The organism is Paenibacillus lupini, assembly GCF_011761355.1.
GTDB lineage: Bacteria > Bacillota > Bacilli > Paenibacillales > Paenibacillaceae > Pristimantibacillus > Pristimantibacillus lupini.
Genome location: NZ_JAASRW010000004.1, coordinates 392348 through 416816 on the forward strand (window position 1 = coordinate 392348; position 24469 = coordinate 416816).

Here is a 24469-nt window from a genome sequence, read left to right on the forward strand (position 1 = left end):
GACAGATCTTCACATACGCATGGCCATGCGAGAGATAGAAATTATTATTCATTATTAATTTTGGGAGGTCATCGGTAATGAGTACAATGAACAAATCCAGATTTATGACCAGAACAGCTACGGCTTCAGCTCTTGCTTCAATCCTTCTTCTGTCTGCCTGCAGCGGCGGAGGCGGAGGCAGTGCTGCCAGCAAGAAACAAGACCCGAACGGTAAAGTCACCCTTAACTTTATTACGCAGAGCTCTGCTATTGCACCTGCTGATCCGAATGACAAGCTTGTTAATAAAAGGCTCGAAGAGAAAACGAATGTTCATATCAACTGGAAGAACTTCACGAATGATGTTTTTGTAGAGAAAAGAAATCTTGCTGTAGCAAGCGGCGATCTGCCGGATGCGATCTTTAATGCGGATTACAGCGATTATGAGCTCCTAAAGCTTGCTAAGGATGGCTCGATCATTTCACTCAACGATATGATTGATCAATATATGCCTAACTTCAAGAAAGTGCTGGAGGAGGCTCCTGAATATAAAAGCATGATCACGGCTCCGGACGGTAATATTTATGCCTTCCCTTGGATTGAGGAGCTTGGAAGCGGCAAGGAAAGAATCCAGGCCGTGGACAGCATGCCTTGGATAAACGTGGAGTGGCTGAAGAAGCTGAACCTGAAGATGCCGACCACAACGGAAGAATTGAAGAAGGTGTTGATTGCCTTCAAGACACAGGATCCGAACGGCAACGGCCAAGCGGATGAAATTCCATTGTCCTTCATTAATAAACCAGGTGCAGAGGATTTGGCCTTCTTGTTCGCTTCCTTTGGATTAGGTGAGAATCCTGACCACGCGGTTGTATCGAATGACGGCAAAGTTATTTTTACAGCTGCAGATGAGGGCTACAAGAAAGCAGTTTCCTTTGTGAACGAGCTCTACAAAGAAGGCTTGATTGATATTGAAGCTTATACCCAAGACTGGAGCACCTATCTGGCGAAAGGTAAGGATCAGAAGTACGGACTGTACTTCTCGTGGGATAAAGCAAATATTACCGGTGCGAATGATTCTTATGAAGTAATGCCTCCGATTGCAGGACCTGATGGTGAGATTAATGTAACAAGAACAAATGGTCTTGGTCTTGGCCGCGGCAAGATGGTTATTACAAGCGCGAACAAGAACGTAGAAACAACGGCGAAGTGGGTCGATCAGCTCTATGATCCGGTTCAATCGGTACAGGATAACTGGGGAACCTTCGGCGATGATAAGCAGCAAAATATTTTCGAATACGATGAAGCAAGCAATATGCTGAAGCATCTGCCGCTTGAAGGTACAGCGCCGGTTGAGCTTCGTGAGAAAACAAGCATTGGCGGACCACTCGCGATTCTGGATTCCTACTATGGCAAATATACGACTATGCCGGATGATGCGAAGGGCCGGATGGATATTATCAAAAATATTATGGCTCCGCATATGAAAGCTGACAATGTGATGCCTAGCGTATTTAACTCTATTGAAGAGCTTGACCGTCTTACAACGATTGAAACAGATCTGTTTGCTTACGTCCTCAGAATGCGTACCGAATGGTACCAGAATGGCAAAATTAATGAGCAATGGGATGATTATCTGAAAGAGCTGGATCGTCTTGGTCTGCAGGAATGGCTCAAGATCAAACAAGGCGGTTACGACAGAGCGACAAAAGGCTAGTTGCGTATCGCATGGCAATGGCCGTGTTCCGGCAGGGGAACCTGCCGGGCAGGGCCTTCTTTTTTGAATGAAAGAGATAAAAACAGGAGCAAGGGAGAGGAACGATGATGTCTATAATGGCTAAACAAAACTTCAGAGGTGCTTACCATATCTCGCCTCAAGTGAACTGGATGAACGATCCGAACGGGATGGTCTATTATGAAGGCGAATATCACTTATTTTATCAGCATTATCCTTATGGAGACACTCATGGACCTATGTACTGGGGGCATGTAGTGAGCAAGGATCTGGTCAATTGGGAAGAACTGGATATCGCTCTAGCCCCGGATGAGCATGGCATGATTTTTTCTGGCAGCGCAGTAGTCGATTGGAACAATACATCGGGACTGTTCTCGGACGGCCCGGGATTGGTTGCGATATTCACCCACCATCTGGATGTCCAAGGGAGCCATCCGATTCAACGTCAGAGCTTGGCTTACAGTACTGACAAAGGAAGAACTTGGGTCAAATATGCTGGTAATCCGGTGCTGACGCATGAAACTTTTGTTGACTTCCGAGATCCGAAGGTGTTCTGGCATGAAGAGACAAATCGTTGGGTAATGATTATTGCTTGTGGCCAGACGGTTTGTCTCTATCATTCTCCCGATCTTATTAACTGGACACTTGGCAGTGAGTTTGGTGACGGAATCGGATCGCATGACGGCGTATGGGAATGCCCGGATCTGTTCAAGCTTGCTATCGACGGCGATGCTGCGAATTCGAAATGGGTTATGATTGTGAGCATCGGTGCGGATCCGGCCTTCGTGGAAGGATCAAGAACGCAATATTTCACCGGAGATTTTGACGGAATTGCCTTTACGCCGGATGCCGCTTCTTCGGAAGTGAGATGGGTGGACCATGGTCGCGACAATTATGCTGGTGTCACATGGTCGGATATTCCTGAATCGGATGGCAGACGTCTGATGATTGGTTGGATGAGCAATTGGCAATATGCCAATCAGACACCTACGGAAGGCTTCCGGGGAGCGATGACGGTTGTAAGGGAAATGTCGCTGGAAACAAGAGAGGGAGTTGTTACCCTGATACAGAAGCCGGCCGCAGAGCTGGAATCAATCAGGAAGCCTGTTCTTGCGCTGCAAGGAGTAACAGTTGCTGAAGCAGAACAGGTGTTACAAAAGCTGCAGCTTGTCAGTTATGAACTCCATGCTGAGCTTTCAACGGATCATTCGTCTGGCTTTAGGATCCGGACCGGGGCGGCTAATGGGACAGTTGTTGGTTTCGATGCTGCAACGGACTCCGTTTATGTAGACCGTACCAACTCGGGCGAGCACAGCTTCCATCCGCTATTCCGCAGCATTCAAGCAGCGAAGATTGTATCTGCCGGCGACAGCATAGATCTCCGCATCTTTGTTGACGCTGCATCTGTGGAGGTATTCGCTAATAAAGGGCAGGCCGTTATTACGGATCTTATTTATCCGGATGCAGATGCGACGGGCATCTCGTTCTTCTCGGAGCAAGCCAATGTGGTGCTCTCTTCCTTGAACATTTATGAGCTCGTTCCGCAGGCTGCGGCCAAGGGCGAATAAGAGGAGGCACAGGGTTATGCGTATTGGAGCGGTTGAAGCAGGCGGCACCAAATTTGTTTGTGGTGTTGGCAATGAGTATGGCGTGATCGAGCATTCAGTCAGCTTTCCGACAGAGCAGCCAGAGGTGACGCTTGGCAAGGTGATTGACTATTTTCGGGAAAACCAAGTAGAGGCTATTGGCATCGGCTCCTTCGGACCGATTGGACTTCATTCGGGTAATCCTCAGTATGGCTTCGTGACAACTACGCCAAAGCCAGGCTGGGCGAACTTTGACTTCCTTGGAACATTGAAGCAGCAATTTGATGTTCCTTATGGCTGGGATACCGACGTTAATGCGGCTGCCTATGGGGAAGCGGTATGGGGTGCTGCGAAAGGGCTGCAGAGTTGTCTGTACTATACGATTGGCACTGGCGTTGGTATCGGGGTATATGCTGAGGGCCAACTGGTCCATGGACTTGTCCATCCGGAAGGCGGACATGTGCCGGTCAAGAGGCACCCGGATGACCACTTCCGGGGGTTGTGCCCTTATCACGGAGATTGCCTGGAGGGCATGGCGGCTGGTCCGGCTCTCGAGGCCCGTTGGGAGCAGAAGGGGGATCAGCTTCCGGCAGACCATAGGGCATGGGAAATGGAAGCTTATTATATCGCCCAATCCATTACCGGAGCTATCCTGATGCTCTCGCCGCAGAAGATTATACTTGGCGGCGGCGTTATGAAGCAGATGCAGCTGTTCCCTCATATCCAGGAAGCGGTGAAACGTAATTTGAACGGCTACGTTAGTGCAGCCGAGATTACAGAGAATATCGACCGCTATATCGTACCGCCGGGATTAGGGCAGCAAGCCGGGTTATGCGGTGCACTGGCGCTTGGTCTGCAGGCTTATCAGCAAGCGCATGCGAGGGAAGGTGCATTGTAACAGACAAGAACAGCGGGATTTGCCGGGGCAGTTGCGGCAATCCCTTGGTTCTTTTGCAGGATATGAGATGTGAGCATCTATAAGAAAAGAGGGATGATGATGAAGGGAAAGAGTAGGTCGAAGAGTTGGGCAGCAGCAATGATGCTTTCAAGTGTGCTGGCTATTTCTTCCGTCGCAGCAACGGTTAATCCTGCAGAAGGCTGGGCGGCTAATACCAAAGCAGATGCAAGCATACAGGCGGAGACAGCTCCGGACAATCTTGTAAGCGCAACCAACACAGAGACGAATTTAACAAACTGGCAGGTGAAAGGAAGTGGACATCTGGAGAATACAGAGGAGGGATTGGTGCTGACATCCGATCCGAAGGAGAATGTAATGGCAATATCCGGTGTTGCGGCAGATAACTTCGTATATGAGGCGGATGTGAAAGTAACCGACATGAAGGCGGATGCCACGTTGGTGTTCCGATCTAATGAAGATGGCTGGGCTTCTTATATGCTGCAAATCGTTCCAGCTGCAGGACTTATTCGGCTTAGAGATGCGGCAAGTGATACAGCATTGAAGGAAGAGCGGCAGGTTGAACTCCAAGCAGGAGAAATTTATCATCTGAAAGTCATTGCAAGCGGAAGCCGCTTGAAGGTGTACTGGGATAGCCAATACAAGCCTGTTATCGACATAAATGACACCGCTTACACAAAAGGTTTTTTTGGACTAAATGTATGGGACGGCTCGGCATTATTCCAAAATATAAAAGTGAGCGAGCTGAAGAGTAATCTGGGGACGGCTGTTTATACCTCAGGCAGCTGGGAGCCGGATCTGAAAGGCTGGCAAGGAGCAGCTGAAGCCCAGGCTGCCGTTCAGGTCTATAGTCAGGAGGCGGCAGACTTCGTGTATGAAGGCGATATCGCCTTTGATTCCGGGCAGTCTGAAGCAGCTCTTGCTTTCCGGATGAATGATGCAGGTACACAAGGGTATTTGGCTTCCTTGAAGAAGGAAGGCAGCGGCGTTGTTGCACGTCTAATGACAATAGATGGCACTGTAATCGGTACTTCCGGGCAGGTGTATCCGACACAGGATGAGGCAAGGCATCATCTGGAGATTACAGCGAACGGCAGCCGAATGACCTTATATGTAGACGGCTACGCGGACGCGGCCGTTCAAGCAGTCGACAGCCGCTACACGAAAGGGCATGCAGGGCTGGCCGTCTTGGCGGGCAATGGTTATTTCCAAAATGTGTATATAGTTCCGACCTCCGACTATTACACGGAAAATTACCGTCCGGATTATCACTATTCACCGGCCCGCGGTTCTGCGAGTGATCCTAACGGGCTTGTCTATTATGAAGGGGAATACCATCTGTTTCATCAGGATGGAGGGACCTGGGCGCACGCGGTTAGCGATGATCTGGTACATTGGAAAAGGCTGCCGATAGCCTTGCCTTGGAATGATAACGGGCATGTCTGGTCCGGCTCGGCGGTTGCTGATCTGAATAATGCTTCCGGTCTGTTTACTGGCTCAGGTGGTAGTGGCCTGATAGCTTACTATACCTCTTATAACCCTGACGCTTATAACGGTAATCAGCGTGTCGGGCTTGCCTATAGCACCGATCAAGGACGGACATGGCAATATTCGACTGAGCATCCGATCGTTATTGAGAATCCAGGCAAGCAGGGCGGGGATCCGGGCGGCTGGGATTTCCGCGATCCGAAGGTCGTCAGAGATGAGGCCAATCACAGGTGGATCATGGTTGTTTCCGGTGGTGATCATATCCGCTTCTTTACCTCGACAAACCTGATTGACTGGACACATACTGACAGCTTTGGATATGGCGGTTATGTGCGAGGCGGCGTATGGGAATGTCCTGATCTGTTCGAATTGTCTGTGGAAGGGACAGAGGAGAAGAAGTGGGTGCTGATGATCAGCACCGGTGCCAATCCCGCAACAGAAGGCTCCGATGCGGAATATTTCATCGGCGAGCTGACGGCAGAGGGCAAATTTGTTAATGATAATGCGGCAGGAGAAGTACTAAGAACCGATTACGGTAAGGAATTTTACGCTTCGATGTCCTTCTCGGATTTGCCGGATAACCGAAGAATTATGCTTGCCTGGATGACGAATTGGGACTATCCGTTTGCCTTTCCTACTGAAGGTTGGAAGGGTGAGCTTACGATTCCAAGAGAGCTGACGCTCCGGAACACAAGTGACGGTGTGCGGCTTGTGCAGGCTCCTGTTCAGGAACTGCAGTCTTTACGCACGACGATGTATACGGCAACGAATAAGCGGGTAACGGCAGACAGTGCCAATCTTCTTAAGGACTTGTCGGCAGGAGCCTTTGAAATCGAAGCCGAGATTGAGATTAAGGCCGGCAGTGCTGTAACGGAATTTGGCTTTAATGTAAGAGAAGGGGCCGAAGGCAACAAAACGGTTGCAGGCTATCGTGTCCTAGATCAACAAATGTTTATTGACCGGAGTCAATCTGGTGTAACAGATTTCTCCAGCAAGTTCTCTACTTATCAGGAAGTTCCACTCGAACCGGCAGCCAAGCGGGTGAAAATGAATATTTTTGTAGATGACTCCTCCATTGAGCTATTTGGCAATGACGGTGAGGTGGTGTTCTCCGATGTTATTTTTCCCGATCCGGCAGGCCGCAGCATGAGCTTCTATACGAAGGGTGGAGCGGTTACGGTTGTGTCGCTAAAGGTGCATGCTCTTGCAGATACATGGAATGAGCTGAAGGGTGATGATACCCGAATTGTCATGGACACGAGTGACAGAGAGCTTGGTCCAGGTCAAAGCGAATCGCTGTATGCTGCGGTTGATGGGGACAAGGGGAAGAAGCAGCAGCTGAAGTGGGTATCCAGTAAGCCAGATGTGGTGCGGATTAGCTCCACAGAGCAAGGTAAGGCGATACTAAAGGCTGGCAGTCCGGGAGAAGCCGTAATCAAAGTATCTACTCCGAATGGCAAAGCATACGCCAGTACAGTGGTCCGGGTGTATGCCGGGCAATTCGTTACAAATCTGACCGACTGGAAGCCGGACCTATCGCTGCCGAGCTGGGTAGTGACGGAGAATGGTATTCGGGGCAGCTACTCCAGCGATGCGAATTATATCGCTCAAGAGACGGCAGGCAATTTCAGCTATGCAGCGGATGTGACACTTGGCAAGGACGGAGGAGCTGGTTCGGTTCTGTTCCGCGCTAGCGCTGACGGTCGCAGTGGTTATTACTTTAATCTTGATCCGAATATGAAGGCGTACCGGCTTTTCTATAAGGTTGACGGAGCATTCGAAGACCGGATGGTGCTTGCGCGAGTACCTGCTTTCCTGCAACGTGGTATTACTTATCATGTGAACATTCAAGCAAACGGCCCTCATTTGATCATCTCCGTCAATGGACAACGCATCATGGACGTTCAGGATGGAACCTTTGCTGAAGGGCATTTCGGTGTGAATGTGTTTGGAGGTCAGGCGTCCTATCAGAATGTTATGGCTAGCAATATGGAAGGGGCTGATCTGACTTCCGCTCTATTGACGAACGAAGTGACAGGCAAGTCCCTCTATGTTAACGGGCAGCAGAATGGTGAGCCTGTGATCATTCAGGCGGGGGGAACTTCCGCATGGACGTTTGTACCGACAGGTGATGAACAGGGCTCCTATTCGATTCGGGCGGAAGGCGGAAAGGCACTTGATCTTAATACTGGACAGAATACGATACAGCTCTACAGTTACCTCGGCTACAATAACCAGCGGTGGATCATTACCCCGAATTCGAATGGGACAGTAACGATTAAATCCGTTCACAATGGCAAGGCGATTGAAGTGTCAGAGGATGGTACAACACTTACGCTGAATGATGAACAAGCTGGGCTAGCGCGGCAGGAATGGACAATGGAGCAGAAATAGACTAATTAATTGCGGTTAAGGAATAGGGAGGCAGCGATCCAATGTGACCGATGCCTCCCTTTATTTTGTTTAGTGATACGCTGGAGTCTCAATACCGCAAGGTCCGCCATCCGGATTAGCTTCTAGAGACAGTTCAGAGCCGTCTGCTTTATAAAGCGGGTTATACCAGTGCGAGATCGACAGCGCGCTGCTGTTCGCATAGTGGGAAATAAACGCGCGGCGGAAGCGCTCCTTCGATTTGTTACGGTAAGAGCCGTGAATCAGATTGCCATTGAAGAACAGGATATCGCCAGGCTCCATAATAGCGGCAACCGGCTTTTCTTCTTTTGGAGGCTTCACGTAGTGGTTGGTGAATGATTCGTTAGAATCCGATTCTTCTGGACAAACGATGTCATAGGTGTTCGTTTTTGGTACGAGCAGCATACAGCCGTTCTCTTCGTCACAGCGGTCGATTGCTGCCCAAGCGGCAATACAGTTACCCGGCTCGACTTTCAAATAGAAGTTATCCTGATGTAGCGCTTGCCCGCGTGAGCCCGGCGGTTTGTAATAGAACATACTCTGCGCAGCAAGAGCTTCTTCTCCGTACAGATCATGCATGATTTCGAGAACACCAGGATGAAGCATATAGCTTTTGCTCAGCTCGTTGAACCGGTGAGGATGCATCACTCGCGGATAGCGACGCAGCGGATCCTCTTGCTCACCTTCCATTACAGGCTCAAAATAGCCGGGTACAGGAGTAAGACTGATTTTTTCGAATTCTGCCTTAATTTCCTCTATTTCTTCCTTGTTCCAAACCCCTTTTACGATGACATAACCTTCGGTTTCGAACTGTTTCATCTGCTCTTCGGTAAGCACTTTAAGTGACTGTGTCATTTCGACTGCCCCTCTCCTTTGGTTGCTGCTTCTTCTTGTCTCTAATTGTATGGAATTAAGGGGGTAGATTGAAGTCGGGATTATGCTCATTACTACTTGGATTCTGCTATTATGCTGGACGGATGCTCTGTTAAGCCTTACGCTTATGGTAACGAGAGAAGGCAGGTGGAGGCAGTGGCAAGTGAGTCGAAGAATGGCATTCTAACCGGACATTTCCGGGAAAATGATACGTATTCCATGGCGAGGCCTAGCGGGCGAGAGGATTGGCTGCTTGTTTTTACACTGGAGGGGCAGGGCTATTTCCATACGCCTGCCGGAGAGAAGGAATGCAAAGCAGGCGAGCTGGTGCTGCTCCGAAAGGGCGTTCCTCATACATATGGTACGGTAAAAGGGGGGGCGTGGAATTTCATGTGGGTACATTTCAAGCGGGTACCGGAGTCATCTCTGCTTCCAGATGAGGAAGTGCTGATCTGCCCGCTGCCCTCGAGTGAGCTGCAGCGGCGAGTACTCCGAATATTCCGGTCACTGCTTCATGATTCCAGGGCGCAAGTCGGCTTCTGGCAGGAGCTTTGTGACAATCAGCTGAGTGCCTTAATTCTGCTGATGGCCGGCCAACTGGCGGATAAGCTGGATTACCGCGTGAGCCAGGTTATGCGTATTTTATCTGCCCAGATGCAGGAGCCTTTGTCCATTAACGAGCTGTCGGCACGGGTAGGGCTGTCCGCCTCCCGGCTGTCGCATCTGTTCAAAGCGGAGACCGGCAGATCCATTGTAGATACGCTCAACAACATGCGTCTGGAACAGGCCGCACTGCTTATGCTGCAAGCAGGCCGGACAGCCGGTGAAGCCGCGTTTGACGTCGGCTTCCAAAGCTATAACCATTTTGCCGCGTTGTTCCGCAGGCGGTACGGATGCGGACCAGCGGAGTATAAGCGGAAGACGGATAATGAATGAGCCTACACTTTCGCCTTGAACTGGCTGGGCGTTATGCCAACGAACTTTTTGAACTGCCGCATGAAATGCGTCTCATGCTCATAGCCGCATCGTGCGGCTATTGCAGATACGGTTAAGGAGCTGTTCTTAAGCAGATATTTGGCGAGCTCCAGTCTGCCGTTAATCATATCGGTCACAACTGAGCAGCCGAATATATCTTTATAGAGATGCTGGAAATAAGACTTGCTGAGGTGAACGCGGTCGGCCAGCATCTCTACGGTTACATGGCTTTGCGGTGAGTTATACAGCTCATCTCGAAGCTCCGAGAACTGCCGGATGTACCGGCCTGGTCTCTCAGGATGCTGAGACAGTTCATATAGGTTACTCAGCTTCATTAGAAGCGCCCGAAGGTCGGTATCCAGAATACGCTCCATCAAATGCCCACCCTGCTTCTGAACCCGGTGCAGTTCCATAATGCTTCGGGAGATCAGCATCGGATCAACAGCGGGTACAAGCTTATCGAGCGGGAAATTTAGTTCGTTAAGAAGCTCCCCTAGTTTTTCTCCTTCGCAATGAAACCAGTCGTTAATGAACGGCAGATCAATCTCCTTGTACGAATGGGGCGTATCCGGATGGAACAGGATAAACGAGTCGCTGTCGGCAATCATTTGTACTCCGTTTACAATCACTTCAGATGTTTTCTTGAACAAGACAAAAGCATAATCTCCCGAGCCATGGGGCCGGATAATGGATATGCCATTAGGATGCACGAACCGGTAGCCGCAACGGTCTAATCGGATAATGATGAACAACTCCATTTCTCGAAAAAAAGCAGGATAGGTCAGTTTTTTCTCATTATAGTTAATTGTTGACGCTTCCACAATCCCATACAATCTTAGTAGAGGAAATAAATAATGTCCTGCCTGCGAACGGAGCTGAAGCAAACATGACAACCACAGAATCTGTCAGTAAGAAAGAGCGGGATGGCTGTAAGGGATGCTCAGCTGATGTGAAAGTGACGGACGAGCAGATCCAGCGCCTGATATCCAAAATTAAAGCAGATGCCTGCGTGACCGATGAGCTGTATGCAAAGCGGCTTGAGGCATGCGGAAATTGCGCGAGTCTGGCTTATGAAACAACCTGCATGCATTGCGGATGTCTGGTTCAGGTACGCGCCAAGCTGAAGGACAAGGGATGCCCTCACCCGCAGCAGGCTGTTCGAGAGCAATGGGATCAATCAACTAAGCTAATGCTTACGAAGTAAGAATCATCACAAACAGCCATTGGCTGTTTAGGTAATCATTCTATAAGCTAACGCTTACGAAGTAAGAATCATCACGAACAGCCAACTGGCTGTTTAGGTAATCATTCTTTAAGCTAATGCTTACGAAGTAAGAATCATCACGAACAGCCACTGGCTGTTTAGGTAATCATTCTTTTTAGGAGGCAAAACAGGATGAATAAAGCAGTTGTACATACGGACTGGAGTATCGGTACGATTAATAAGAACATATATGGCCATTTTGCAGAGCATTTGGGCAGAAGTATTTATGAAGGAATGTGGGTAGGGGAAGATTCCGAGATCCCAAATACGGACGGTATTCGTAATGATGTCATTGAGGCTCTGCGCAACCTGAAGGTTCCTGTTCTCCGTTGGCCGGGCGGTTGTTTTGCGGACGAGTATCACTGGAAGGACGGCATTGGTCCTCGTGAGACTCGTAAGAGAATGGTTAATACACACTGGGGCGGCGTTGTGGAAAATAACCACTTCGGTACGCATGAGTTCTTCCGTCTATGTGAGCTGATTGACGCTGAACCGTATATTTGCGGCAACGTAGGCAGCGGAACGATTCAGGAAATGTCCGAATGGATGGAATATATGACCTTTGACGGCGATTCCCCAATGGCGAACCTTCGCCGTCAGAATGGCCGTGAGAAGCCATGGAAACTGAAATATTTTGGCGTGGGTAACGAGAACTGGGGCTGTGGCGGTGAAATGCTTCCGGAGCATTATGCGGATCTGTACCGCAATTTCCAAACATATGTCCGTCAATACGGCGACAATAAGCTGTACAAAATTGCTGGCGGTGCAAACTCCGACGATTATAGATGGACCGATGTTTTGATGAACAAAGCGGAGCGTTTCATGAGTGGTCTGAGCCTCCATTATTACACGGTGCCTGGCACTTGGGCGGATAAAGGCTCAGCAACCGAGTTTGATGAGAACGACTGGTTGGTAACGATGAAAAAAGCGGCTCATATGGATGAGCTCCTCACCCGCCATAGCACGGAGATGGATCGTTATGATCCGAACAAACGTGTTGGCCTTATTGTCGACGAGTGGGGAACTTGGTTCAACGTAGAGCCAGGCACCAATCCAGGCTTCCTCTACCAGCAAAGCACGATGCGTGATGCACTGGTAGCTGCGGTTAACCTTCACATTTTCCATAAACATTGCGATCGGGTGCAGATGGCGAACATCGCGCAGATGGTTAACGTGCTGCAGGCAGTTGTGTTGACCGAAGGTGACAAAATGCTGCTCACACCAACGTATCATGTGCTTGAGATGTACAATGTCCATCAAGATGCTGAGGCGCTTGCGATTCACGGCGAGTTTGGCAAAGTAGATGCCGATGGTAAGGAGCTTGATCAAGTTGGCATTACGGCGTCGAAGAAAGATGGCGTTATCCATGTCAGCCTGTACAACCTGCATCCGTCCGAGCAATCAGACATCAGCCTGGAGCTTCGTGGCACCGAAGGAAGCTTCAAGTGCACAGGCAAGCTGCTTGCAGCAGATACCGTTCATGCTCATAATACTTTCGAGGATCCGGCAAAAGTAAGCGTGAAGTCATTCTACGAAGCTAAGATCGAGAACGGTAAATTAAGCCTCAATTTGCCGGCTGCATCAGTGGTAACATTGCGACTGGAGCAATAGTCGGGCGAAAAATAGAAGCCGTTACGACCCGAAAGGGTCTTAACGGCTTTTAATATTTCTTTTACCGTTTAAGCAGCTAGAGTGGCAGGCTCACGGGTGCTTAAGGTCCCTGAGGGACCTTAAGCCAGCGCATGCTGTCTCTGCCTGATGTGTTAAGGTCCTGTAGGGACCTTAATTTGCCGGGATTGGTCAGTTGAGCGGTGAAAACGGTGGGTTCACGGGTACATAAGGTCCCTGAGGGGCCTTATGTCAGTACATGATGCCTCTGCGTGATGAGTTAAGGTCCTTGAGGGATCTTAACTTGCCGGGATTGGTCAGTTGAGCGGTGAAAATGGTGGGTTCACGGGTACATAAGGTCCCTGAGGGACCTTATGTCAGTGCATGATGCCTCTACGTGATGAGTTAAGGTCCTTTAGGGACCTTAACTTGTCGAATTGGTCAGTTAAACGGTGAAAACGGCGGGTTCACGGGTACTTAAGGTCCCTGAGGGACCTTAAGGCAGTGCATGATGTCTCTGCTTGGTGAGTTAAGGTCCTTTAGGGACCTTAACTTGCCGGGATTGGTCAGTTATGCGGTGAAAACGGTGGGTTCACGGGTACATAAGGTCCCTGAGAGACCTTAAGTCGGCGCATGATGCCTCTGCGTGACGAGTTAAGGTCCTTCAGGGACTTTAACTTGCCGGACTAGTCGATTAATCTACAATCTAGCCCAATTCACTCTACTGCTGCCGAATAAGACCCTCGCAGGGGCTTATTCGGCAGCAGTAGAGTGAATTGAGAGGCAATAAGACCCCGTCGGGGTCTTATTGGTCGGCGTAAGTGTGAAAACTAGCCAATCTTAGGTTCGAGTAGATGAAATAAGACCCTCGCAGGGTCTTATTCGGCAGTAGTAGAGTAACTTGGGAGGCAATAAGACCCCGTCAGGGTCTTATTGGTCCACGTAAGTGTAAAAACTAGCCCAGCTCGGGTGCGAACAGATGAAATAAGACCCTCACGGGGTCTTATTTTGCAGTAGTAGAGTATATTGAGATTCAATAAGACCCCGTCAGGGTCTTATTGCCTCTGGCTTAAAATCGTCTATCCCTTCAAACTACTCCCGGTCGTAATCGTACGATCCTGGAAGTTCTCAACGGAGGCGCTTTTCTCATAGAAATGCGGGACGTTGTCCTGAATGCCTTTCCGTGTGTAGAACGGATCATCGGCATGGAGCGGGAAGCGAACTTTTTCGCCGGTGCTTGCCGATTTGTAGATACCGAGAATGAGCTCAAGCGTTGCCCGGCCGCTATGTCCGTCGATGAGCAGGGAATCTCCACGCTCGATAGCCGATAGGACGTTATCGATCTGACCGGTATGTCCTTCATAAGCAACCTCAGGCAGATTATCGTAATAGGCTTGGATTTCCTCCGCGAGAACATCGTTCCGAGTCGGGAAGCCATTATCCATCGAACTAGAGGCTACCAGCTTCCATGGGGCGGAGATCCGAGCTGCCTTACCTTGGAAAATCAACTGCTGCTCCTCGCCATGATGGACAACGGAGCTTGTAATTTGGCCAAGGCCACCGTTATCGAACTTCAGCATCGCAATCGACAGATCCTCTACCTCTGCATTATCATGCGACGTATTGCTCATGAAGGCCTGCAGCTCGGTTGGGCGTCCCATCATCCATAGCAGCGCATCGATATGATGGACGGCATGGTTGAGTGTGCAGCCGCCGCCTTCCTTCTCCCAAGTTCCGCGCCACCACAGGTCATAGTAGCAATGGCCGCGCCACCAGTAGGAATCGATCTGGGAATGAACGATTGGACCAATCAGCCCGCTATCCACGACGGACTTGAGCTTCATCATCGGCGTGCGGAAGCGGTTTTGGGCGACGATCGATAACAGTTTGCCGCTTTCTTCAGCCGCTTGGTTCATCGCATCACATTCCTCAAGGGAAGAGGCCATCGGTTTTTCGACTAAAACATGCTTGCCTGCCCGCAGGAATTCCACAGCAAGTTCAGCATGGGTGTAAGGTGGAGTGCAGATCGAGACAAGATCGATATCCTGCTCTAGTAATTCTTTGTAATCGCCGTATGCTTTTGCACCGGGTAGCTGACATTGTGAAATGCGGCTCTCGGCTTTATCGACATAAATATCGGTAACAGCAACAACCTGGCATCGATCAGGAAACTTCAGATAAGCGTCGATATGTGCTCTGCTAATCGCTCCGGCTCCAATAATAGCAACTTTCAACATAATTAGACCATCTCCTATTCCATGCGGACCGCAAGATTCTGGGATAATACGCTAAGCTCGGCAACTTTGAAGGCATGCTCCTGTGTCATTGCATTCTCGGTACGATGGATGCAGTCGAGAATAAGCTGACCGAAGAATGGGAAGCCAACTTCTCCTCTTACGGAAAAATGATGCTCTCCCTCATGATTAGCCATATACACTTGATCGCCCTGTGGATCACGTGCGAGATCGACATATTTGCGGATCTCAATATAACCGTCTGTACCAAGAATCAGAGTTCGTCCGTCTCCCCATGTGCTGAGTCCGTCTGGTGTGAGCCAGTCCACTCGGAAGTAGGAGGCCGTACCATTATCGCCTGTCAGCATCACATCACCATAATCTTCAAGCTCGGGATATTGCTTATGATGGTAGTTGGCGATTCGAGATTGAGCGACTGTCGCATCCTTCGCACCTGTATAGTATAAAAATTGCTCAATCTGATGGCTTCCGATATCACATAAGATACCGCCGTATTTCTCCCGTTCAAAGAACCACTCCGGTCTTGCTTTGGCGTTCGTGCGATGTGGTCCCCAGCCCATAACCTGTACGACCCGGCCGATTGCACCTTGCTCGATCAATTGACCTGCGAAAACTGCTCCCTCGTTATGAAGCCGTTCACCATAGTAGACCATGTATTTACGCCCGGTTTCAGCGGAAACCCGCTTGGCGTCTTTAAGCTGCTCCAAGGTTGTCAGTGGTGCTTTATCTGTAAAATAGTCCTTGCCCGCCTGCATGACCCGAAGGCCAAGGGCACAACGCTCGGAAGTAATAGCGGCTGATGCGACCAGCTGAATACGGGAGTCTGCGAAAATTTCCTCTTCTGATGCTGCTGCCTTTACATGCGGGTAACGCTGAACGAATTGGGCTACCTTCGCTGGATCGGGATCATATACAGAGACAAGCTCTCCTCCAGCTTCGATCAGTCCGTTGCACATGCCGTAGACATGCCCATGATCCAGCGCTATTGCGGCAAACTGGAACTCCCCAGGCTTTACGACTGGATTTGGTTTACCCTGTGGTGCATAATTCATGCCATCCGCCTTATTCACGTCACTAACAGCTCCTTAATTGGATTTGATAATAGAATAGATGAAAAAAGAGAGGGTGAATGGCTCCATTTTGCGCTAAAATGTTTATATCTTGCGGTTATGAGAGAAGGGCGGGGAAAAGGTTGTTTCCGACAGAATGGTTCAACTATGAATACCGGAGAACATCAAAAGAATTTTTCAAAGAAGTCTTTCATGCTCATTCGCAAATGGAACTTACTTATGTGCATCAAGGCCGAGGACTGTTAATTATAGAGGGAAAATCGTATTCTATAGAGCCAAACACGCTGCTCCTGTTTCCGCCCTTTCAGATGCACCGGATTCAAATTCAGGTGACGCAAGAGGAGCCTTTTATACGAAGTGTGTTGTTGTTCGAGCCGGCTGTGCTGCAAAGCTATTTGAATGATTTTCCTTCACTAAGAAGCTTTTTTCAACGGATTCTGCGTCAGCAGTCCAATATACATCCTGTCCATGCGATGGCGGAAAACACGCCGTTTGTCGCGCTGCTAAGGCAATTCAACGAAACAAACACCAGCATGCGTGAGGGTGAATTTGAGGAAAATATGGGTGTCTTTCTGCTTAGCCTCGTTCATCAGCTCAAGCAAAACCCAGAAGGTGACGCATCTTTTCTGAAAAAGCATAACCATCACGTAGAAGATATCATGCAATGGATTGAAGAGCATTATATGGAACCGTTCCGATTGGAGGAGCTGGCTAGTGCCCTTCATTTGTCACCGTATCATGTAGCCCATCTATTCAAGGAATCGACGGGAACAACTATTGTTGCTTATACCCAGGCGACAAGAGTCCGATATGCCTGCGGACTGCTTCGCAAAACCTCCTTGCCTTTATCGGAGATCGGCTATCAGGTGGGCATTTCCAATGCCTCGTATTTCAGCAAAGTGTTTCGCGAGATTATGGGGGTTGCCCCTTTGTCCTACCGGCAGCACCTGCTTAAATAAAGGATATGAGGTGATGATATGATCCTTCTACAGGGGAAAAAGATCAATTTGCGGACGCTTGAGTTATCGGACGTACCGCTGCTTGTTCGATGGTTAAGTGATCCTGTTGTGCTGGAATTCTATGAGGGCAGGGATAATCCGCATGACGAAGCGCTTGTTCAGAAGCATTTTTACGAGGATCGGGAAGGGATAACGTCCTGTATTATACAGCATCATGGTATCGACATCGGTTATCTGCAATTCTATGAGATTGAGGAAGATGAAAAAGAAGAGTATGACCTCTCCGATCATAAAGGCGTCATCTATGGAATGGATCAGTTTATCGGCGAGCCGGACTATTGGAACAAGGGAATAGGCTCGGAGCTCATCAAGGAAACAGTGCGTTATCTTACTGAGGATTGTAAAGCAGGGAAGATTGTCTTGGATCCACAGGCCTGGAATATGAGGGCTTTACGGGTCTATGAGAAGTGTGGTTTCAAGAAAGTGAAGCTGCTCGAAAAGCATGAATGGCATGAAGGTGAATATCGCGACTGCTGGATGATGGTCTATGATCGGCCAGACGTATAGGTGGGGATCACTCCACCTATTTTCCTAGTTCAAATTGCGCAAACGGTTGCTCATAAATTCTCCAATCCTGTCGAATAGTGAATTTCTTCTAACTCCTTATTGACTGTAAAGCGTTTTCATAATAGGATGGGAATAGTTAATACATGCTGATAAACGCCTAATTTAAGGGCAATGTATTCTGATTTTTCGAAAAAAAATCGGAACAACCCCGCTATCTCTTCTAATCCGAGGGATAGCTTTTTTTTATCAGCGGAAAGGAGATTTGACGTACTTTTGTGCAATCGTTTGCTCATTTCGTTGATTTAGGGAGGATTACACACATATGAAGAGACAATTACGAAGCAGGAAAAGGGCCCGTGTCTGGTCATTCATGCTGGCTATTCTTATGGTTATTCAAGGTTTTGGACAATTACCGCAGCAAGCAAATGCAAGCGCTATCAACGGGACTTATGCGGAAGACGGCACGATCCATTTTGTATTGCCAAAGTCGGCAATCAGCGTTACGGCAAAAGGGGATTTCAACAGCTGGGGCGATCCTGAGGTTGTGCTGGCAGATGAGGATGGGGACGGCACCTTTACGGCAGAAGTGACAGGTGATGCGCCTAACAAAGCTTATGGCTATAAATTTCTCGTCAACGGCAATTGGCTGGATAATCCGAACCTGAGTGTTACGTCGGACGAGAATAGTATCATTCATCTCAGCTATACCCCACAAATTAAGGTGGCGGGCAGCTTCGACGCTAATGCTTTTGATGATCAGCATGAGATGGTGCTTGATGAAGGTAATTACACGTTTGCCGCAGATTCGCTGGCAGACGGCACTTATATGTATAAATTTATTTCGGCGGCAGATGGGCTGCCAAGTATATGGTTTGCTGATCCAACGAACGATTCGACATCTAACGGAAATAGTAAAATTGTTGTAGGCGAGCCTCCTGCGGAAGGACCAGCAGCGGATGTATTCGTTAATCAGCCAGGCGGCAATGCCAAATGGGTAGTCGTTGGATCGTTCCAAGAATGGAACAATGCTTCAACAGTCACGCAAATGAGTCATTTGGTCGGTGAGTACTACGCGTATTCGACTGTGCTGGATCCTGGCAGCTATGAGTTCAAGCTTGTACGCCAAGGATCATGGGATGGTTATTCGAATAATGGCAATAACTTCGCGTTTGTTCTTAAAGCTCCAACGAAAGTGAATTTCTACTTAAATGATGAGCTCGGACAAATTCGTATCAACCTGCCTGACGTGAGTGGTGTCTCGCAATATGTGCCTGTGTTGACTGCGGCAGAATGGCCTCGTCTTGTTGGTGACATTCAAGCAGCGTTTGATGAGTCTACTTGGGCGCCGGATCAAGCGAAGCAAATGTTTGTTGACTATAACTTTGACGGCTCCATTTACAAGCTGCAGCGGACACTGCCGGCAGGCCGTTATGAGATGAAGGTTATACAGGGCGACAACTGGTCGTCGAATAATTATGGAGCAGGCAATGATAACTTTATTCTAACCACACTTGATCCTGCTGATATCACTTTCAGCACTGTGCTTGCGGATCGGACGATTACTAGCAATTACAAACCAGCGGACAGCCAGTTTGACGGGATGATCAAGCGAGATAAGCTGGTTTTTGACTCCCGCTCGATTACTTATAAGAAGCCGTTTGGCGCTATAAAAGAAGGAAGCGAAGATGTTACGCTGCGCATTGCGACAGAAGCAGGTGACGCGCAGGTGGTACGAGTTGAGCTTAGCAATCCGGAAGGTATTGCTTCCGCATTTGATATGCACAAGGCGACTTCTTTTGATAACCAGGATTACTGGGAAGTAACGATTCCGGGCGCGGCTTTCCAAGGCATTGGCGTATGGGGATATAAGTTTATTCTAATCGATGGAACAGTAAAGGTGGAATACGGTGATGACGGCTCACGTGGTGCGACAGGCACTACGGCGGATGAAGGCGTATTGCCTTATGACTTGACCGTCTACGATAAAGATTTCACAACTCCGGATTGGATGAAAAATGCGGTTGTGTATCAGATTTTCCCTGATCGTTTCTTCGACGGAGACAAGACGAATAACCGTGCAAAAACCAAAGACGGCTATCGTGGTCCTGTCCAAGGCGACACAACAACGGCAGGCGTAACCTCTAAAGGCGGGTACGAGCTGCAGTACTTCGACGGCGGAGTTACGAATGATCCAACGCCAAATCAAGTGGATGGCACATGGTCGACTGCTCCGGAAAATCCGGACCGGATTACACCGGAGCAAAAGCCATACTTCCCGGATGCCAAATCGGATGGCGTATGGACCAATGAATTTTACGGCGGTGATATTCAAGGTGCTTCGCAGAAGCTCGATTACTTGAAGTCAATTGGCGTGAACGTCATTTACTTCAATCCGATTGCTTGGGCAAGCTCAAATCATAAATACGATGCAACAGACTACGAGCATCTTGATCCGATGTTTGGCGAGCCTGTGTACAACACACCTGGTGATCCTAACTCCGGGCTGGATTATGAAGCGACTCGGGTAGCATCCGACCGTGTATTTACCGACTTTGCGAAAAAAGCCCATGACATGGGCATCATGCTGATTGTTGACGGCGTATTTAACCATGTTGGCGACGACTCGATTTATTTTGACCGCTATGGGAAATATCCCGAGATTGGTGCTTATGAGTTCTGGGCTAAAGTGTACGATCTGGTCAATGACAAAGGTACAGCGCTGGAAGCAGCGAAACAGCAGGTGGTTGATTCGTTCACGGCGCAGATCAACCCGGCAACAGGCGAGCATTATGCTTACCCGGCGGATTTTGATTTTACAACATGGTTTACGGTATCCAATGAAAAAGTGGAAGGTCATTACAAATACGAAGGCTGGTGGGGGTATGATTCCTTGCCTGTCATCGATGCGCCAACAGCTGCAGTGGGTGATACAGAAGGGCTTGAAGGCAATCATGAATGGAACATTCAAGGTTACCGCGATCTTGTTATCGGTCATGACCTGACTGGCAAAAGCGATGAAGAAGCTTCAGCTTTGATGCAGAAGTCCAACTCGCAGCGCTGGGAATGGATGGGCGCTAACGGCTGGCGTCTAGACGTAGCTCCTGATGTATCGGCAGGCACTTGGCAGAAGTTCCGCGAAGCAGTGAAGTCGACAGAAGGCCGTGTGGACAGCAATGGCGAGACGATTCCAGAACCAATTATTCTTGGTGAAGAGTGGGGAGTAGCAACAAAGTTCCTGCTTGGGGATCAATTTGACTCGGTTATGAACTACCGTTTCCGCGGCGCTCTGCAAAGCTTTATTATTAACGGCAATGCGCAGCAATTCAACGATGCACTGGAATCGATCCGTGAGGATTATCCGGCTGAAGCATGGGAAGTGATGCTGAACCTGGTCGATTCTCATGATACCGTCCGTTCGATTACGAAATACGATAAGCCGGAATGGGAAGAAGAGCACTTGGCGATTGCACCTGATGCTTCGGACAAAGCACTGAAGATGCAGGCACTGACGGCGATTTTCCAAATGGGATATCCGGGTGCACCAACGATCTACTATGGAGATGAAGTGGGTCTTACAGGGACAAAGGATCCGGATTCCAGACGTACTTTCCCTTGGGAACGTGTAGCAGGGACTGAAGGTTCGTATGAAGGAGTAGGCCGCTATGCGGATCTGTTTGATACGTATCAAAAGGCGGGCAGCATCCGAGATAACAATGAAGTATTCCGTACAGGCGAGCTGAAAACAGCTTATTATGCGGGTGATGTTATTGCTTATGCTCGTAAAACAGACAGTAAGGCGGGGCTTGTTGTTGTAAACCGCGGTGAAACGGATGTTACGATTGAGGCTGATGTAGCGGGTTTCCTGCCGGAAGGCTTGACGCTGGCAGATCAACTTGGCAGCGAGGTTAAAGCAGCGGTTACAGGCGGTAAGATTACGTTGACCATTAAGGCTATGAGCGGTTTGATGATGACTTCGACGACTGAATTGGTGCAAGTGCCACAGGTACAGCATGTAAACGCAGCTGGCGGCAATGGTCAAGTGACGTTGACTTGGAATGTTTTATCCGGGGCAACGGGCTATAACGTATACCGTGCAGCGATTGAAGGCGGACAATTGCAGTTGGTTGGTCAGCCGGATGAGGCAAGCTTTACTGATTCGGATGTTGTAAACGGCAAGAAATATTACTATACAGTAACAGCAGTAACGGAAAATGGTGAAAGCCCGCTCAGTGAATACGGCTCCGCTACACCGTCGTTTCCGGTTAGTAGTGTAACGATTACGAAGTCATCGGATGAGGTTACGCTAGGTGTTGGCAACAAAACTTCGGAGATTGAAGTAACAATTAATATTCCAGGTCTGACGGATGACGAAGCCTATGCGGCTAAAGAAGCGCCAAATGTGATTGCCCGTCTTGCCTTCTATAAAGATGGCTCAAGCAAAGCGATTGCTGAAGAAACAAAGCTTCGTTACAAAACGGATACGGAAGATGGCCAAAAAGTATACTGGGCAGCTTTTGAACCAACGGAAGCGGGAACATATAAGTATTTTGCCAGAGTATCCACGGATAACAGTGAGTCCTTCAAGGAGTCTGATGAAGCTTCGCTGATTGCTAAAGCTGACAGCTCGGATACAAATGCACCGGAGGCACCAGTACTCGCAGATATTGCGGTTGAATCGAACCGTGTTCTGCTTAACTGGACAGAGGATGCTGAGGAAACAACGGTTGATCATTATGAGATTTTCCGCAAGACGGCTGATTCTGAATTTGTGAAAATCACGATTGCCGGCAAGGCGGATGTCTCTTATGTAGACTTCACCGTAAGTAATGATACAACTTACACGTACAAAGTAGCTGCTGTAGACAGTGCATATAATCGTGCTTTCTCAGGTGAGCAGACCGTTACGCCAAAGCTGGTTATGGTTGATGTGAAGCTTCGCGTTCACCTGCCGAGCTATACGCCGGTACAAGATGATATTTATCTCGCTGGTGATCTGAATGGCTGGAATTCTTCGGGGAATAAACTGAATGTTCCAAGCGGTGCAACAACACGTGATGTGGTAGAATACAGCTTCAAAATGATGGCTGGCAAGTCGATTCAATACAAATATACACGCGGCACATGGGAGACGGAGGCGTTTACCTCGCATGCCCGTCTAGCGAATGATACCGTAGATGCGGGTAACTATGCGTATTCATCGACGGATACGAACATGAGGCTGACGATAAAGAACCAAGGCGGCAATACGATGGTTGTTGACGATTACGTGCTGCGCTGGGTCGATATGCCGATGATCGTAACGATGCCGCGTATCTCGTATGGTGAGGATATCTCTTACGATACGACGGATGAGACATTTACTCTCCGGTCGAATGTGCCATACGGCGTAGACTTTACCATTAATGAGCAGCCAATTGACGGCGATGCAATGGATGCTTACGGTAATGTTCTAATAGAGGATATTCCGCTTCAAAAGGGAGTGAACCATTTCACGCTTCATATTGAGCCAAGCGCCGAGACACTAGCCCAGGATTGGTATACCGATGCGGGCCGTGCTGCTCAAGCGACTAAAACGATGGAGCTCACTATTACGAGAGATGGCGGCGGCGATGGTGATGGGAATGGTAACGGTAACGGCAGTGGAAGTGGTGGAGTAACGCCGGATTCTTCGTCCGTGACCGTAACGGAGCAGCAATTAAAGGATACAATCAAGCAGTCCGGTGATGGCAAAGTAACAATTGCTGTTGAAGGTAAAACAGAGATTGTATTGCCTGCTAACACTGCCGAATTGCTCGCTGGTAAGCAGCTTGAATTGAAGCAAGGCAGCCTGACACTCCAAGTTCCTAGCGCCGTGCTTCAGGAGCTGCTTAAACAGGCTGGAGGAACAAGCGCTTCCTCGCATATCGTCTTACAGCTTAAGCCAATCGATGCGAAAACGCAGCAAGAGCTGCTAGATAAAGCTGCTGCGGCAGGAGATGTGAAACTGAAATCAGCTTCAACGGTATTTGATTTCCGTCTTGCGCTTGTTGATGACAGCGGCAAAGAAATAACGGTGCTTAGCAAGTTTGATGAACCGCTTAAGCTGACGTTTAAATTAAATGGCGAAGCAGACAAGAAGCTGACCGGTATCTATTATGTGGCGGACAACGGTGTGCTTGAATATGTCGGAGGAACGTTAAATGCAGATGGTACGATGACGGCAGACATTCATCACTTCTCTCAGTACGCTGCATTGGAGTACGACAAGGCGTTTACGGACATTCCTTCCTCCCATTGGGCTGCGGGAATGATTAAGGAGCTCGCTGCTCAGCATGTGATCACAGGTGTGACAGCAGATCAGTTTGAGCCGGAACGCAGCATTACACGTGCGGAATTTGCAGCGCTGCTTGTTCGTGCGATGAATTTGCAGGCGACAAAGTCAGCAGGATTCACGGATGTAGCGGCTGGCAGTTGGTATGCTAAGAGCGTTAACGCAGCTGCTGAAGCGGGAATCATCCGCGGCCGTACAGCAACAACCTTTGCTCCAAATGCCGTTATTACACGTGAAGAGATGGCAGTTATGCTTATGCGTGCGTATGAAGTGAAGACGGGTAAGAAAGCAGAAAGCAGTGAATCAGTTAGTGCGTTTACCGATTCAGCTGCTATCCACGACTGGGCAAAAGCCTCCATTGAAGCAGCCGTGAAGCTTGGCTTCCTGAGTGGCAAAGGCCAAGGTCAGTTCGACCCGCAAGGCAACACGACACGCGCCGAAAGCGCGAAAGTGATCTATAAGCTGCTAGGTGTATAG

14 protein-coding genes are annotated in these 24469 nt (G+C 49.0%); 10 read left to right on the plus strand and 4 right to left on the minus strand.

Annotation, left to right across the window (positions count from 1 at the left end; all coding sequences use genetic code 11):
• The first annotated feature begins 77 nt into the window (after window positions 1-77).
• From FHS17_RS15265 to FHS17_RS15280, 4 genes are all read left to right on the plus strand, one after another.
• Entirely contained in the window at window positions 78-1691 is a 1614-nt protein-coding gene (locus tag FHS17_RS15265) for an ABC transporter substrate-binding protein (protein ID WP_167279264.1), read from the plus strand.
• Window positions 1692-1798: 107 nt separating this feature from the next.
• Entirely contained in the window at window positions 1799-3277 is a 1479-nt protein-coding gene (locus FHS17_RS15270; protein ID WP_167279521.1) for a glycoside hydrolase family 32 protein, read from the plus strand.
• Between the two features lie 16 nt (window positions 3278-3293).
• Window positions 3294-4193 carry an ROK family protein gene (locus FHS17_RS15275; RefSeq protein WP_167279265.1) on the plus strand — a complete coding sequence of 300 codons (900 nt, stop codon included), beginning with the start codon at window positions 3294-3296 and terminating at the stop codon, window positions 4191-4193.
• A 99-nt stretch (window positions 4194-4292) separates the two neighbouring features.
• Window positions 4293-8093: a GH32 C-terminal domain-containing protein gene (locus tag FHS17_RS15280; protein WP_243865393.1), complete on the plus strand. Its 3801-nt coding sequence runs from the start codon at window positions 4293-4295 to the stop codon at window positions 8091-8093.
• Between the two features lie 69 nt (window positions 8094-8162).
• On the opposite strand, the gene FHS17_RS15285 is transcribed toward FHS17_RS15280, so the two are convergent.
• Window positions 8163-8966 carry a phytanoyl-CoA dioxygenase family protein gene (locus FHS17_RS15285; RefSeq protein ID WP_167279266.1) on the minus strand — a complete coding sequence of 268 codons (804 nt, stop codon included), beginning with the start codon at window positions 8964-8966 and terminating at the stop codon, window positions 8163-8165.
• 111 nt (window positions 8967-9077) lie between these two features.
• Between FHS17_RS15285 and FHS17_RS15290 the strand changes: the two genes are divergently transcribed.
• Window positions 9078-9920, plus strand: coding sequence for an AraC family transcriptional regulator (locus FHS17_RS15290; RefSeq protein WP_208420391.1), 843 nt, complete (start codon window positions 9078-9080; stop codon window positions 9918-9920).
• A gap of 2 nt (window positions 9921-9922) precedes the next feature.
• On the opposite strand, the gene FHS17_RS15295 is transcribed toward FHS17_RS15290, so the two are convergent.
• On the minus strand, window positions 9923-10780 hold the full coding sequence (locus FHS17_RS15295) for a helix-turn-helix transcriptional regulator (RefSeq protein ID WP_341805834.1): 858 nt from the start codon (window positions 10778-10780) through the stop codon (window positions 9923-9925).
• Between the two features lie 65 nt (window positions 10781-10845).
• Here FHS17_RS15295 and FHS17_RS15300 point away from each other — a divergent pair, with 65 nt between their 5' ends.
• Window positions 10846-11163, plus strand: coding sequence for a DUF6171 family protein (locus FHS17_RS15300; RefSeq protein WP_167279267.1), 318 nt, complete (start codon window positions 10846-10848; stop codon window positions 11161-11163).
• A gap of 192 nt (window positions 11164-11355) precedes the next feature.
• Window positions 11356-12834, plus strand: coding sequence for an alpha-N-arabinofuranosidase (locus tag FHS17_RS15305; protein WP_167279268.1), 1479 nt, complete (start codon window positions 11356-11358; stop codon window positions 12832-12834).
• 1076 nt (window positions 12835-13910) lie between these two features.
• Here FHS17_RS15305 and FHS17_RS15310 read toward each other — a convergent pair.
• Together FHS17_RS15310 and FHS17_RS15315 are read right to left on the minus strand one after the other, a co-directional pair.
• Window positions 13911-15068: a Gfo/Idh/MocA family protein gene (locus FHS17_RS15310; RefSeq protein WP_167279269.1), complete on the minus strand. Its 1158-nt coding sequence runs from the start codon at window positions 15066-15068 to the stop codon at window positions 13911-13913.
• A gap of 14 nt (window positions 15069-15082) precedes the next feature.
• Window positions 15083-16156, minus strand: coding sequence for a Gfo/Idh/MocA family protein (locus FHS17_RS15315; protein ID WP_167279270.1), 1074 nt, complete (start codon window positions 16154-16156; stop codon window positions 15083-15085).
• 122 nt (window positions 16157-16278) lie between these two features.
• On the opposite strand from FHS17_RS15315, the gene FHS17_RS15320 reads away from it, so the two are divergent.
• The 3 genes from FHS17_RS15320 to FHS17_RS15330 all read left to right on the plus strand — a co-directional run bounded on the left by FHS17_RS15320 (window position 16279) and on the right by FHS17_RS15330 (window position 24469).
• Window positions 16279-17115, plus strand: coding sequence for an AraC family transcriptional regulator (locus tag FHS17_RS15320; protein WP_243865366.1), 837 nt, complete (start codon window positions 16279-16281; stop codon window positions 17113-17115).
• 18 nt (window positions 17116-17133) lie between these two features.
• Entirely contained in the window at window positions 17134-17682 is a 549-nt protein-coding gene (locus tag FHS17_RS15325; RefSeq protein ID WP_167279271.1) for a GNAT family N-acetyltransferase, read from the plus strand.
• A 322-nt stretch (window positions 17683-18004) separates the two neighbouring features.
• Entirely contained in the window at window positions 18005-24469 is a 6465-nt protein-coding gene (locus FHS17_RS15330; RefSeq protein WP_167279272.1) for an S-layer homology domain-containing protein, read from the plus strand.

What these genes read in the sequence shown, in the direction of transcription:
- FHS17_RS15275 (WP_167279265.1), top strand. Translation starts at nt 3,294, where the DNA reads ATGCGTATTGGAGCGGTTGAAGCAGGCGGCACCAAATTTGTTTGTGGT.
- FHS17_RS15265 (WP_167279264.1), top strand. Translation starts at nt 78, where the DNA reads ATGAGTACAATGAACAAATCCAGATTTATGACCAGAACAGCTACGGCT.
- FHS17_RS15285 (WP_167279266.1), bottom strand. Translation starts at nt 8,966, where the DNA reads ATGACACAGTCACTTAAAGTGCTTACCGAAGAGCAGATGAAACAGTTC.
- FHS17_RS15280 (WP_243865393.1), top strand. Translation starts at nt 4,293, where the DNA reads ATGAAGGGAAAGAGTAGGTCGAAGAGTTGGGCAGCAGCAATGATGCTT.
- FHS17_RS15290 (WP_208420391.1), top strand. Translation starts at nt 9,078, where the DNA reads ATGCTGGACGGATGCTCTGTTAAGCCTTACGCTTATGGTAACGAGAGA.
- FHS17_RS15300 (WP_167279267.1), top strand. Translation starts at nt 10,846, where the DNA reads ATGACAACCACAGAATCTGTCAGTAAGAAAGAGCGGGATGGCTGTAAG.
- FHS17_RS15330 (WP_167279272.1), top strand. Translation starts at nt 18,005, where the DNA reads ATGAAGAGACAATTACGAAGCAGGAAAAGGGCCCGTGTCTGGTCATTC.
- FHS17_RS15270 (WP_167279521.1), top strand. Translation starts at nt 1,799, where the DNA reads ATGTCTATAATGGCTAAACAAAACTTCAGAGGTGCTTACCATATCTCG.
- FHS17_RS15310 (WP_167279269.1), bottom strand. Translation starts at nt 15,068, where the DNA reads ATGTTGAAAGTTGCTATTATTGGAGCCGGAGCGATTAGCAGAGCACAT.
- FHS17_RS15305 (WP_167279268.1), top strand. Translation starts at nt 11,356, where the DNA reads ATGAATAAAGCAGTTGTACATACGGACTGGAGTATCGGTACGATTAAT.
- FHS17_RS15325 (WP_167279271.1), top strand. Translation starts at nt 17,134, where the DNA reads ATGATCCTTCTACAGGGGAAAAAGATCAATTTGCGGACGCTTGAGTTA.